Here is a 12,455-nt window from a genome sequence, read left to right as displayed (position 1 = left end):
TCGGTGTCGCCCTGGGTCACGATCAGGCGCCGGAGCACGTTGCGATGCTCGCCGGGGACGACCGACCAAGAGGGCTGCCCCATCGCGTCCCCGAAGCCGATCCGGCGGTCGGCCACGGGCTCGGCCAGGAAGATCCCCCAGCGATAGTCGGGCATCTTGACGTAGTCGAAGTGGGCCCAGCCCTCGGCGTCCACGCTGATCGCGGTCCTCAAGTAGATGTCCCGGGTCTGGAAGTCGGTGGGCCCCATCTGCATCCACCAGTCCAGGTAGTTGGGCTGCCACTGCTCGAGGGCCCGCAGGAGGCGCTTGTCCTCGGCCAGATCGACGTTGTTGGGGATCCTCGCCGTCAGGTCGACGGTTGACATGGCTTCCCTACCTCCGCACCCGGGACGGCCCCAGGAGTCGCTCACCAAGAGCGCGCGTTTCCCTCATGGCCTCAGGTCCGCGTCCAGTTGAAGCGCGCCCGCTCGGGCTTGCCGTAGAGGGTGAGGGCGCCGCGCTCCCCCACCGCGTTCGGACGCTGGAAGATCCAGTTCTGCCAGGCCGAGAGCCGCCCGAAGATCTTGGTCTCCATGGTCTCCGGCCCCGCAAAGCGGAGGTTGGCCTCCATCCCCGTGCAGGCGTCGGGAGAGAGGCTGGCCCGCTCTTCGACGGCCAGGCGGACCTCGTCCTCCCAGTCGATCTCGTCGGGGGCGAAGGTCACCAGGCCCGCCTCCCGGGCCGCCTCCGCGTCGTAGGAACGGCCGGGCGCGAGGTCGGGGTGCTGGCCTCCCAGGAACCGCGTGTCCAGGCGCGAGAGGCCGTTCGACATGGGGAGGGCTCCCCGGTTGAGGTTGGAGAGCGCGAGAGTGGGGTCCCCTTCTGCGCCCGCCAGCATATAGGAGCGGTCGGCGGCCAGGGCCAGCTCGAAGAGCGATCCCGCGAAGCAGGAGCCGGAGTCGATGATGGCGAAGAGGCTCCGGGCCGTCAGGTCCAGGCGCTTCAAGACCCGCTTCATGTGGTGCAGGACCTCGTTCACGAAAGAGTCCCCGCGGTTCTCAAAGAGGGCCTGGTCCGCGGCCAGGACGGACGCCGCTTCCCCCCGCGTCTGGAGCAGGACCACGCCGATCTCCGGCCGGTTGAAGCGCAAGTCCAGGAGCGCATCGTCCAGCTCCCGGAACGCGCGCAGGGCCCAGAGGTCGCTGCCCCGTTTCCGGAGGTCGACCGCGGTCTGGGGCCCCCCGTCCTCCGGGCCGCGGACGGTGAGGTGGGCGACGCGGGCCTCCGCGTCCAGTTGGACCGTGACGTACTCGTAGTCCGTGCCGTCCTCGCGGTAGCGGGGGGCCAGGGGCTTGAGCTCCACCCCAGGGCCGGACCGGGGCGGAGTCAGCGCGGCCAGGGCCAGAGCCCTCTCCGAGACGCGGGCCGGAAAACGGGAGATCGGCACGGCCTCGTCCACCAGCCCCCACAAAACGGCCCGCTTCCCCTTGACGCCCTCGCCCAGGCTGGAGAACGCGTCCGCCAGGTCTCGACGCACCTTGCGCTTGTCCACCACCCGGGTGAGGCCCCCCGTGCCCGGGAGCACGGCCAGCAGAGACACCTCGGGCAGGCTCACCGCGGAGGAGGCGTCGTCCACGAGCAGGATCTCGTCGCAGGCCAGGGCCAGCTCGTAGCCGCCCCCCGCGCAGGCGCCGTTGACCGCGGCCAGGGACTTGAGCCCCGAATGGAGGGAGGCGTCCTCCAGGTTGAGGCGGGTCTCGTTGGTGAACTTGCAGAAGTTCACCTTGAAGCTGTGGCTGGAGGAGCCCAGCATGTAGATATTGGCTCCCGAACAGAAGATGCGGTCCTTGCCGCTGGAGACGACGAGCGCGCGCACCTCGGGGTGCTCGAACCGAAGGCGCTGGATGGCATCGGCCAGCTCGAGGTCCACCCCCAGGTCATAGCTATTGGTCTTGAGGGGATAGCCCGGCCGGAGAGGCTTGTCCTCCTGGATGTCCATGATCAGGCGGGCCAGGGGAGCCTCGATCTCCAGCCGCCAGTGCAGGTAGCGGGAGGGGTGGGTCTCGAAGCGAACGGGGGCGAGCTTCTCGGCGCCGACAGGCTCCATAACCCTGCAACCTATCCAATCTCCGCCCGGCTGTCAAGCACTATACTGCTTGACTGTCGAATCATATGAGTATTATAGTGCACTGGCACATGGACCCCGAACGGCTCCTTTCCGGGCTGGGACGGCGCGCGCGCGCCCTGCGTGGGGATCGGGGATGGACTCTGCGCGAGCTCTCCGCGCGGGCCGGGCTCTCTCCCCGCTTCCTGGTGCAGGTGGAGTCGGGGCAGGGCAACATCTCGGTGCGGAAACTGGCCGGCCTGGCCCAGGCCCTGGGTACTACCCCCGCCGCCCTCCTCTCCGGCCCGGACGGAGAGGCCGACCTTCCCGCGGTCGCCCTCCTCGGACTGCGGGGGGCGGGCAAGACCACGATCGGCCGGCGCTTGGCCCGGCGCCTGCATTTGCCTTTCGTGGAGCTGGACCGGAGGGTGGAGCGCGCGGCCGGGCTCTCCCTCGGCGAGATCTTCCGACTCCATGGCGAGGCCTACTACCGCCGGCTGGAGCGCGAGACCCTGGAGCGGGTGCTCGCGGAGGCGGAACGCGAGCCCGTGATCCTGGCTGCCGGGGGGGGGCTCGTGACCGAGCCCGAGACGTACGCCCTGCTCCGCCGCCGCGCCCTCACCGTCTGGCTGCGCGCGCAGCCCGAGGACCACTGGAATCGCGTGGTGCAACAGGGCGACCGGCGCCCCCTGGCGGAGCACCCCGAGGCCATGGCGGAGCTGCGCCGCCTCCTCGCTTCGCGCGAGCCCCTCTACGCGCGGGCCGACCACACGGTGGACACGTCCCGGCTCGGCATCGAACGGGCCACGCAAGCGATCGCGACCCTCGTGGTTGATGGCCGCGAGTGAACCTACCCCGTGGACTGGTTGATTGTCTGGCCAGTGTCGGGCTTCCGTCGATTGTATGCTCCCTTTCGCTCTTAACTGCCGAGCGAACGCCACGCGATGGAGTCAGGAGGCCCCTCGGCCCCGACTCTCTTATTCGAAGGGCCTTTCCTTGATCTGAGCAAAACAGCGAGTGTCGGGAGCCTTGGATGGGTCGTTGAAGAAATCGGCGGTCATCTCTCGCGCACAAGAGGACCGGCTCGGGGTATGGCTGTAACCGGCAAACTCGTATAGGTAGCCATTCTTGAGCGTCCGGAGGGCCCTTCGACCCCATGCCGGCGGGGTATTCGGATCAAATTCTCCGGCAAAGATCAGGGTGGGAATATCACTCCTTAAGGCTTGCCACTCGGATGAGTCTGACGCGGGCACATTCCACACATCGCAGATCCCGGGACTGAATGCCGCTGAATCAAGGTCTCCGAACTGCGGAAACGCAACATGCGTCTGGAAATCGACGATTGCTCTCTTTGCGAGCGGCAATCCGTCGGCACACCATACGGAATAACGCATCCCCCAGCTAAGGTCATCCGGCGACAAACCATCTTGGGCCATGGCGAGCAAGTCAGTGAAATCACCCTGGGCGGCTCGAAAAATGACTCGAGGAATTTTCGGAATTTGAGAAATATCGTTGAGTGCCGAATAAACAGTCTCTACGACGTTTCTTCCGCCAAAAGGGCGGCTATGGACAATGCCATCTTTGGTCTTGATCCGCATTGGGATGGGGTCACGATACAAGGCGCTCAAGACCTTGTCGAAGCTGGCGCGAAGGTCCGGGTACGACCGCTCGCACTCGAAATCAACGGCGCAGGCGTCGAAAACCACGTTTAGGGCGCGCTCCAGGTTCGCATTGCCCATCTCGTCATAAGGGACGTCCGGTGGCTCAACGGATTCGAGAAGAACGCTACGAACGGCACCAGGATCCGCTCGCATTACGTCCATCATGACCCACGTGCTGTAAGAGAGCCCGTACAAGTTCCACGATGACAGCTTCAGAGCTTTGCGTAAATCGACCAGGTCCGCCGCGATTTCTCTGGTGTTGTACCTGGAGAGGTCAATCCCTTTAGAAATCAACCGATCGTGGCACCTCTTGGCGGCCTCGAGTTCTCGGCGTCTCGCCTCGCTCACGGCATATCCTTCCAAATATGCCCTTTGATGCTCCTCGTCGACTTCCGAGCACAGGAGCGTCGGTTCGGCGTATCGAGTTCCTCGTTGTTCGAAAACGATGAAGTCCCGCCAAGCGAGCAGCTTGATAGACTTGCCCGACGCAAATCCGCCCAAAGAGCTTGCGCCAGGCCCGCCGGCCGTGAACACAATGGGATCCGGTTGCGGGGTCGCACTGCGACTGCGGAAGATCACTAGCGGGAGCCGTACGTTGGCGCCCGTCGGATGCTCATGGTTTTCCGGAACCACCAGAGTAAAGCAATCGACACGCTCATCTTTTGCAAACGTCAGCACGCAGGGGCCTGGTTCCAACCGCGGGCTAGAAGTAGTTGCCTGAGAGTTTCGCTCCTGGGCCACGGCAAGAATAGGAAACTGAAACACGATCATCAACGCGAAGATCGCCCACAATAGCGGAAGTCTCTCTGCCTCAACACCCGAAAGGTCTCGACAGGTCATGGTCGGACCGCCTTCTCGTTAGATCCAGATCGCGAGGTACCTCGCCGATCGTCTTCTCTCCGTCCCGGACGAGACGTTCCACCTCGGCTTCGTACTCGACCGTAGGTGCGGACTCCTCGAGCCATCTTCGCCTCATCCAAGGGTGTCGACCAAATCGAGGGGAGGTTCAGCGGAGGCTTTGGTCCGCGTCGCTCCGCGCCAAACGCGCGGTTCGGAGACGATCAGGGCCCCTTCCCACCCGCGTCGGGGGGACTCGCCACGTGCCGCTCCTGGTACAGCCGGCCAAGCCGCAGCGCGAACTCCATCTCGGAGTTGACCGCGCGCAGGGCGAGCCCGGTCTCCCGGATGAGGAGCATGGCCCCCACGAAAAGCGCGAGCGTCCCCGCCACCCCCAGGAGCCCGGGCAGCCACGTCAGGCGGGAAACCAGTGTGGTGAGGGCAGCGGTGACGGAGGCGGCCACGAAGATGCCCAGGGACACGTAAAGGCTGGTCAGAGACCCCTGGATGATCTGGCTGCGCCGCGCGTAGTAGCCAAGCTGCACCTCCAACTCGCGCCGGTGCTCCTCGGGGAAGTCCTTGATCATTCCCGAGAAGAGCTGCTCCATGTGCGCGGTCAGGACCCGCACCCGATCCACGTTTCGGGCCAGGCGCGTGGAGGTCGAGAAGATCAGGGTCCCGCACGCGGAGATGAGCACGGCGGGCGTGATCATCGCGGCGAGGAGGTTCTGGCCCGCGTCCGGCATGGCTCACCCTATCACGAGGCGGAACCCCGAAAGAGGGCCGCGCCATCGGCCCTCCGCCGCCCTGAGGGCCGCGGTGCCCTCACAACATCTGTATGGAGTGGCTCTTCACGGCCAGCCACACCGGGCGGTCGGGGGCCAGGCGGAGGGCGGTGGCGGCGGCGGGGGTGATCCGGGCCAGCAGGACACCGCCGTCGCGGAGCGTGCAGCGCAGGGTCACGTCCGCCCCTGTGCGCTCCAAGGAGGCGATGCGCGCCTCGTAGACGTTGCGCGCGGAGAGGCCGCGGACGGGCTCCACCGAGACCAGGACGTCTTCGGCCCGCAGGGCCACCGTGACCGCGCTTCCGACGGGCCGCCCCGGGGACAGGGTTACCGAGACCTCCGGGCCCTCTTCCACCCGCACCCGCGTCACGCCCGCTTCGATGTCGTGGGAAAGGACGCGTGCGGGGAGAAGGTTCTCGATGCCGGTCTCCGCCTCCCGCGAGAGGCCGGGCGAGGACAGAAGGGCGAGGGGCTCCCCTTGCGCCTCCACCCGCCCCTCCCGCAGCAGCAGGAGCTGGCCGGCCAGAGCCAGGGCCTCGCCCACGTTGTGGGTGACGTAGAGGCAGGGCACCTTCCACTCATCCCGGATGCGCAGCAGGTAGGGCAGGATGCGCTCGCGCAGGCCCACGTCGAGCGCGGCCAGGGGCTCGTCGAGGAGGAGGAGCCGCGGCCTGGTGGCGAGGGCGCGGGCCAGGGCCACGCGCTGCTTCTCCCCCCCGGAGAGGGAGACCGGGTAGCGGTCCTTCAGGCCTCCAATCTCGAGGGTGTCCACCGCGCCCTCCACCAAGCTGGGGTCGCCGCGGGCGCCGAAGCGCACGTTGCCGAGGGCGGTGAGGTGGGGGAAGAGACCCGCGTCCTGGGGCACGTAGCCGATTCGCCGCGCCTCGGGCGGGCGGCAGGTGCCGTTTTCGGTGTCCAGCAAGACCTGGCCATCGGCCAGGATCCGCCCCCGAGCCTTCCGGCGCAGCCCGGCCAGGGCCTCGAGCAGCGAGGTCTTGCCCGACCCCGACGGCCCCATCACGACCGTCGCTCCCTCCCCGAGCCGCGTCTCTACCCGGAGCGTGAAGCGAGAGAGCGGGAGCTCGAGCGCGAGGTCGATCACGCCTGGCCTCGACGCGCGCGCCGGCGCGTGACCCATTCCGTGGTCCAAAGGGCGGCGAAGGCCAGGGCCACCGTGGCCCCCGCCAGGATAAGCGCCCGCTCGTCGCGTCCGGTTTGGTTGTACTGAAAGATCGCGAGGGCGAGGGTCTGGGTGCGGCCGGGTATATTGCCCGCGATCATAATGGTTGCCCCGAACTCGCCCAGGGCCCGGGAGAAGGCGAGCACCGTCCCCGTCAAGACCCCCCGCCAGGCGAGGGGGAGGGTGACCCGGAAGAAGGCGGCGACAGGACCGCAGCCCAGCGTGCGCGCGAGACCGACGAGGCGGGGGTCCACTTCCTCGAAACCGGTGCGGGCCGAGCGCACTAGGAGCGGGAAGGACATGACGGTCGTGGCCAGGATCACCGCCTTCCCGGTGAAGAGCACCTCGATTCCGTGGGCGGCGAGGAAGGAACCGAGGGGCGAGCGGCGGCCCAGGGTCTGGAGGAGGAAGAGCCCGACCGCGGTGGGAGGGAGCACCAGAGGCAAGGAGAGGACGGTCTCGAGCGCGCTCTTGCCCGCTCCCTGGTAGCGGGCCAGGCCCAGGGCCACGGCCACCCCCAAAGGAAGGATGAGCGTCGTCCCCAACGCCGCCACCTTGACGGTGAAGAGCACGACCCCGAGCTCATCCGCGGTCAGCACCTCACTTCCTGGCCAGGACCAGAAAGCCGTGCTTCTCGTATATGGCCCGGGTGCTCGGAAGCAGGAGAAAGCGGACGAACTCGCGGGTGGCGAGTTTGGCCGAGGCGGCCAGGGGTGCGAGCGGATAGACGATGGCCGGACCCTCCTCCGGCGGCACCTCGAAGGCCACGCGGACGGCATTCACCCCGCGGGCGTCGGTCCGGTACACCACCCCGGCAGGAATGCTCCCGGAAGCGACCGCGGCCAACGCCGCACGCACGTCGAGGCTGGGCACCACTTTGGGCCGGAGGGCCGCCCAAAGACCGATCTTTTCGAAGTAACTCCGGGCGTAGAAGCCCGCGGGCACCACCTCGGGATCGGCGACCGCCATCCGCGGAAGGCGAAGGAGGTCTTTGGGAGTGCGGAGGGAGCTCGTGGAGGAGGCCGGGACCACGACCACGAGGACGTTCGAGAGGACGTTCACGCGGTCGCCGGCGCGCACGAGCCCGGCCCTCTCCAACTCGTCCATCCGCTTGAGGTCGGCGGAGAAGAAGACGTCGGCGCGGGCCCCCATCCAGATTTGGCGGGCGAGGTCGCCGGAGGACCCAAAGGCGAAGACGACATGGTGAGAGGATGCGCCTTCAAAATCGTGGCCGATCTCCTCCAAGACGTCGGTGAGGCTGGCCGCCGCGAAGACCACGACCTCTTCTGCCCGCAGGGGGGAGGCGAAGGCCAAGAGCAGAGCGACGAGGACCACTGCCTGCGCCGGCTGGCCTCTCCCGCCCCTCATCATAGGGACGCCGCCACCGTCATCAGGTCGGAGAGCAGGGCGTAGGCCGTCTGGTCCAAGAAGGCCCCCCGCTCGAAGACTCCGATCTCGCCCATGAGGTCGGTGGTGAGGACGAGAGCGGCGTCCGAGCCCGGCAGGGAGAGCGGGTCCCCAAGGGGGATGCGTTCCGGTCCCACGGAGACCCGCACCCTCCGCCCCTCGCGCGTCCCCCGCACCACAAGCCGCAGCCGCCTCCCCGCGCGGAGGGCTCGCCTCGCTTCGGCTGCCCCCAGCCCTAGAATCCCGCGGCGGCGGACTCCGGAGGGGCGGACGGACCCGCCCATGAGCGCGTTGGCGAGGGCGCATCCCTTGACGGCCGCGTCCCAGCCATCGAGGTCGTTCCGGGGATCGGCCTCCGCGATGCCGAGGGCCTGCGCTTCGCGGAGGGCCGTCTCCCGGGTCGCCCCCTCTTCCAGCCGCGAAAGGACGTGGTTGCTGGTGCTGTTGAGGGTTCCCCGGAAGCCGAGGATGCGCGTGCCCACCAGGCATCGATCCACGAGGTTGAAGACGGGGGTGCCGTCCATCACCGCGCCCTCGTGGAGGAAGAGGCGGCGGCGGCGACGGGCCTGGGCCTTTAGGCTCGCGTACGCGAAGGCGACCGGTCCCTTGTTGGCGGTCACGACGTGAAGGCCGCGGCGGAGCGCGGCCCGCACGTGGGAAATGGCCGGCTGCCCACGGCGCGGGTCGAGCGTCGTCACCTCCACGAGCACATCCGCAGGAACCCGCCGCACGAACTCGGCCCCGGTGGTCACGAGCCCGCTCCCAAGCCCATCTAGGGGAAGGCCGGCCCGGACCCGCTTGAGGCACGTCTTGAGGGCGAGTCCCTTGGGGTCGATCACGACGCCGTGGCGACGGGTCGCGATCCCCGTCACCCGGGCCCGCACCCCCCGCTTCCGCAGGGCGCGACCGTAGGGCCCGAGGAGCAGCTCCGCGAAGCGCCGTCCCACGTTGCCGAAGCCGAGGAGGGCAATGCGCAGCTCTCGGAGCATTGGCCTGGAATTCTAGCCCCACGCTTCCCCATTTAGATAGACTCCACTACCGAGGAGCCCAAATGCGAGCGCTTGCCGCCGTGGCCGTCCTGCTGCTTCCCACCGCCGTGCACGCCGACGCCGTGGAGAGAGCCGTTCGGGCCGGCATCGGAGAAACCGAGCCGCTCATGGCCGTGCTCGCGGAGATTGCGGACCGCACCGGGCCACGGCTGACGGGGTCGGAGGCCCTCCTGCGGGCCCACCGCTTTGCCGAGGGGCGCTTCCGGGATATGGGCCTCAGCGTCCGCCCCGAGCCTTTTCCCCTGGCCAAGACCTGGAGGCGCGGGCCGGCCTGGGCGGAAGTGCGGAGCCCCGGGGAGCACTTCCTCCAGGTGGCCCAGGTGGGTTGGACGCCGCCCACCCCGGGCACGGTGGAGGGGCCCGTGCGCATCTTTGCCCCCCGCGCCCGGGAGGAGATGGAGGCGATGCGAGGCCAACTCAAGGACGCGATCGTGCTCTGGGGCGAACCGGTCTCCAACCTGGAGCCCTTGATGATGGCTCTGCCCCTGCGCATACAAGGAAAGCCGAACCCCCCGGAGAAACCGCGCGAGCCCTGGCTCCGGGAGCAGATTGCGTTCCTCAAGGAGGAAGGGGCGGCCGCCTACCTCCTCGACTCCGGCAAGCCGGGCGGCCTCTTCAACATGGACATGCAGCCCGGAGCCCTCGAAGCGGACGGCCTGCCCGGAGCGTATCTGATCCACGAACAGTTCCTACTCCTCCGGCATCTCGCGCCCGAGCGTCCGGTCGTCCGCCTGCGCCTCGAGGGCGGGCTCGGCCCGCCCGCTACCTGCGTCAACACCGTGGCCGACCTCGTCGGCCGGGAGGAGCCCGACGAGCTTGTGGTGCTGGGCGCGCACCTCGACAGCTGGGACCTAGGCACCGGGGCCACCGACAACGGCGCGGGGGCGGGGGCGGTGATCGAGGCCGCCCGTCTCCTGGCCCGGAGCCGGGCGCGGCCCCGACGCACCATCCGCTTCGTGCTCTTCTCGGGGGAGGAGCAGGGCCTGCTCGGGTCCAAGGCCTATCTGGAGGCCCACCGCGGGGAGCTCGAACACCATTCCGCCGTCTTCGTCATGGACACCGGCGCCGGGCGCATCGACGCCGTGGCCCTTCAGGGCCGGCGGGAGGTGGAGCCGATCATGGGGCAGGTCCTGTCCCCTTTGCGAGAGCTGGGGGTCGTGGACACGGACCTGCGCCTGGAGGACGATACTGACCACATCCCCTTCGACGCGGCCGGGATCCCGGCCTTTTGCGTGGAGCAGGTCCAGCACGAGTACAGCCGGAACCACCACTCCCAGGCCGACACCCTCGACAAGGTGAGGCCGGAGGAGCTGGAGCAGGCGGCGGTTGTGCTGGCCCTCACCGCCTACCGGGTGGCCCAGCTCCCGCAGAAGCTCCCGCGCCGGCCCCGCGACCCCAAGGCGGGCGGGACCGGGCCGTGAGGTAAAATGGGTTCATGACTGCCCGATCCGCGGTCGGAAAGGCGCTCGCCCTCGCCCTGCTTCCGCTTCTCGCCGCCTGCGGCGGCGGATCGAGCACCCCGCCGCGCCTCTCGCCGCTCGATCTCGCCCGCCAAAAGGTCGCCCACATCGTGATCATCATGCAGGAGAACCGATCGTTCGACCACTATTTCGGGACCTTCCCGGGGGCGGAGGGCATCCCCATGAGCGACGGCGTCCCCTCGGTGTGTGTGCCGGATCCCCGAAACGGGCAGTGTGTGAGGCCCTTTCACGATCCGAATGACCGGAACGCCGGAGGGCCGCATGCGGAGCGGGACGCCGCCGCCGATGTGAACGCGGGCAAGATGGATGGCTTCATCCGCCAATTCGTGGGCGGACGGAAGAATTGCGCCGACCCCAACGACCCCGCCTGCTCCCAAGAAGGGGGCGCAGACTTTCCCGACGTGATGGGGTACCACGACAAGCGCGAAATTCCCAACTATTGGGCCTACGCCCAGAACTTCGTCCTGCAGGACCACATGTTCCAGGCCAACGCCTCCTGGAGCCTGCCCATGCACCTCTTCCTGGTCTCGGAATGGTCGGCCCGGTGCGCGAGCGCGGACCCTATGAGCTGCAGGAACGAGCTTCAGAACCCGGTCACCGCTCCCGCCAACGGCTCCAAGGCTCCCTACGCGTGGACCGACATCACCTACCTGCTGCACCAGAAGGGGGTCAGCTGGGCCTATTACCTCGACGACGGCGCCCAGCCCGACTGCGAGGACAACCCCGCGACCTGCGTCAACCTGCGGGTCGGGGTACCCTCCATCTGGAACCCCCTGCCCGGCTTCGCGACCGTCCAGCAGGACGGCGAGCTCGGCAACATCCGCCGGCTCGAGGAATTCTTCACGGCCGCCGAGCAGGGAACGCTGCCGGCCGTCTCCTGGATCATGCCCGCCAGCGTCCACAGCGAGCACCCGACCGCCCTCGTGAGCGCGGGTCAGGCCTACGTTACCCGCCTCGTCAACGCCATCATGCAGGGACCGAGCTGGTCGTCGACCGCCATCTTCCTGAGCTGGGACGACTGGGGAGGCTTCTACGACCACGTGGTGCCGCCGAGCGTGGACTTGAACGGCTATGGCCTGCGGGTTCCGGGCATCGTCATCGGGCCCTACGCAAAGAAGGGGTTCATCGACCATCAGACGCTGTCGTTTGACGCCTACAACAAGCTGATCGAGGACGTGTTCCTGAACGGCCAGCGGATCGACCCCAAGACGAACGGCCGGCCCGACCCCCGGCCTCAGGTCCGCGAGGCGATTCCCCAGCTCGGCGACCTGCTCTTCGATTTCGACTTCACCCAACCCCCCCGGGCTCCCCTCGTCCTCTGAGCGCGTACCCTGCGGCTCAGGCGGATGCGCCCGCCCTTCCCAGGGCTTCGGTCCACAGATCCGGAGCGGCTTCGTCTTCAGGCGGAACGAAGGGACGGCAAAAGCGGACCGATCACGTGTCAAAACGTGACCGGACGATTCACCTGTTAAAGCGCAGGGGTTCCAGGATCAGGAAGGTCGGGAGGCTAGGGGGAGCGCTTTCGCGTGGGGGCCGATGGAGACGCTCATTTCCTGCTCGGTGACGAGCAGGCTCTTTAGGTTGAGCCGGCCCAGGACCTGGTCCACCGCCTCCTGCAGATGGCGGAGCACCGGACGGATCGAGCAGTCGCCGAGGTTCGCGCAGTGCAGGGCAAGCCCTGCGTGGCGGTCGCAGAACTGCGAGTCGAAGAGGCGCCCGCCCAAGGCCCCCAGGGCCTCGCTCACCGGGATCTGGGCCGCAGGCCGGGCCAGGGTGTAGCCCCCCGACTTTCCGCGCGTGCTGAGGACGAGCCCGCCCCGGCGGAGGATGCGCATGATCTTGGCCACGTTGGGGGTAGAGATGCCCTCCCGCTGACTCATCTCGGCGATGGTCAAGCTCCGCCCCTCCCCCTCGCGTCCGAGCTGCAACAGGCAGCGCAGTCCGTATTCCTCTTGAGAGCTCAGTTTCATGG

The 12,455-nt window shown here is 68.1% G+C and carries 12 protein-coding genes; 3 read left to right on the top strand and 9 right to left on the bottom strand.

Annotated features, from left to right (window positions below):
* Both VN461_10605 and boxC read right to left on the bottom strand, forming a co-directional pair.
* Nucleotides 1-365, bottom strand: a 365-nt coding sequence (locus tag VN461_10605) for a benzoyl-CoA 2,3-epoxidase subunit BoxB (protein HXB55225.1), incomplete at its 3' end; no start/stop codon positions are given.
* Nucleotides 366-436: 71 nt separating this feature from the next.
* Nucleotides 437-2,086 (bottom strand): 2,3-epoxybenzoyl-CoA dihydrolase, encoded by a 1,650-nt coding sequence (gene boxC / locus VN461_10600; GenBank protein HXB55224.1) that lies wholly within the window; start codon nt 2,084-2,086, stop codon nt 437-439.
* 65 nt (nt 2,087-2,151) lie between these two features.
* Between boxC and VN461_10595 the strand changes: the two genes are divergently transcribed.
* Nucleotides 2,152-2,931, top strand: coding sequence for a shikimate kinase (locus VN461_10595; protein HXB55223.1), 780 nt, complete (start codon nt 2,152-2,154; stop codon nt 2,929-2,931).
* A 129-nt stretch (nt 2,932-3,060) separates the two neighbouring features.
* On the opposite strand, the gene VN461_10590 is transcribed toward VN461_10595, so the two are convergent.
* The 6 genes from VN461_10590 to VN461_10565 form a co-directional block, all read right to left on the bottom strand.
* Entirely contained in the window at nt 3,061-4,584 is a 1,524-nt protein-coding gene (locus tag VN461_10590; protein ID HXB55222.1) for an alpha/beta hydrolase, read from the bottom strand.
* A 221-nt stretch (nt 4,585-4,805) separates the two neighbouring features.
* Nucleotides 4,806-5,327, bottom strand: coding sequence for a DUF2721 domain-containing protein (locus VN461_10585; GenBank protein ID HXB55221.1), 522 nt, complete (start codon nt 5,325-5,327; stop codon nt 4,806-4,808).
* 79 nt (nt 5,328-5,406) lie between these two features.
* Entirely contained in the window at nt 5,407-6,468 is a 1,062-nt protein-coding gene (gene modC, locus VN461_10580; GenBank protein ID HXB55220.1) for a molybdenum ABC transporter ATP-binding protein, read from the bottom strand.
* Nucleotides 6,465-7,145 (bottom strand): molybdate ABC transporter permease subunit, encoded by a 681-nt coding sequence (modB, locus tag VN461_10575; GenBank protein ID HXB55219.1) that lies wholly within the window; start codon nt 7,143-7,145, stop codon nt 6,465-6,467. Before modB ends, modC begins: the two co-directional genes overlap by 4 nt.
* A 1-nt stretch (nt 7,146) precedes the next feature.
* The gene (gene modA / locus VN461_10570; protein HXB55218.1) at nt 7,147-7,881 is read right to left on the bottom strand and encodes a molybdate ABC transporter substrate-binding protein; all 735 of its coding nucleotides are present in this window, start codon (nt 7,879-7,881) and stop codon (nt 7,147-7,149) included.
* Nucleotides 7,882-7,913: 32 nt separating this feature from the next.
* On the bottom strand, nt 7,914-8,942 hold the full coding sequence (locus VN461_10565) for a homoserine dehydrogenase (protein ID HXB55217.1): 1,029 nt from the start codon (nt 8,940-8,942) through the stop codon (nt 7,914-7,916).
* 62 nt (nt 8,943-9,004) lie between these two features.
* Between VN461_10565 and VN461_10560 the strand changes: the two genes are divergently transcribed.
* Both VN461_10560 and VN461_10555 read left to right on the top strand, forming a co-directional pair.
* Complete coding sequence (locus tag VN461_10560) at nt 9,005-10,423, top strand: M20/M25/M40 family metallo-hydrolase (GenBank protein HXB55216.1); 1,419 nt, start codon at nt 9,005-9,007, stop codon at nt 10,421-10,423.
* Between the two features lie 14 nt (nt 10,424-10,437).
* On the top strand, nt 10,438-11,805 hold the full coding sequence (locus VN461_10555) for an alkaline phosphatase family protein (GenBank protein ID HXB55215.1): 1,368 nt from the start codon (nt 10,438-10,440) through the stop codon (nt 11,803-11,805).
* Nucleotides 11,806-11,973: 168 nt separating this feature from the next.
* On the opposite strand, the gene VN461_10550 is transcribed toward VN461_10555, so the two are convergent.
* The gene (locus VN461_10550) at nt 11,974-12,453 is read right to left on the bottom strand and encodes an Rrf2 family transcriptional regulator (protein ID HXB55214.1); all 480 of its coding nucleotides are present in this window, start codon (nt 12,451-12,453) and stop codon (nt 11,974-11,976) included.
* Nucleotides 12,454-12,455: the final 2 nt, after the last annotated feature.

This window comes from Vicinamibacteria bacterium (assembly GCA_035570235.1).
Classification (GTDB): domain Bacteria; phylum Acidobacteriota; class Vicinamibacteria; order Fen-336; family Fen-336; genus DATMML01.
The sequence above is the reverse complement of the archived record's forward strand: the minus strand, read 5'-3'. Positions and strand labels throughout refer to the sequence as shown.

Coding starts and splice junctions, on each gene's coding strand:
- boxC (HXB55224.1), bottom strand. CDS start 2,086: ATGGAGCCTGTCGGCGCCGAGAAGCTCGCCCCCGTTCGCTTCGAGACC.
- VN461_10550 (HXB55214.1), bottom strand. CDS start 12,453: ATGAAACTGAGCTCTCAAGAGGAATACGGACTGCGCTGCCTGTTGCAG.
- VN461_10555 (HXB55215.1), top strand. CDS start 10,438: ATGACTGCCCGATCCGCGGTCGGAAAGGCGCTCGCCCTCGCCCTGCTT.
- VN461_10595 (HXB55223.1), top strand. CDS start 2,152: ATGAGTATTATAGTGCACTGGCACATGGACCCCGAACGGCTCCTTTCC.
- VN461_10565 (HXB55217.1), bottom strand. CDS start 8,942: ATGCTCCGAGAGCTGCGCATTGCCCTCCTCGGCTTCGGCAACGTGGGA.
- VN461_10590 (HXB55222.1), bottom strand. CDS start 4,584: ATGACCTGTCGAGACCTTTCGGGTGTTGAGGCAGAGAGACTTCCGCTA.
- VN461_10560 (HXB55216.1), top strand. CDS start 9,005: ATGCGAGCGCTTGCCGCCGTGGCCGTCCTGCTGCTTCCCACCGCCGTG.
- VN461_10585 (HXB55221.1), bottom strand. CDS start 5,327: ATGCCGGACGCGGGCCAGAACCTCCTCGCCGCGATGATCACGCCCGCC.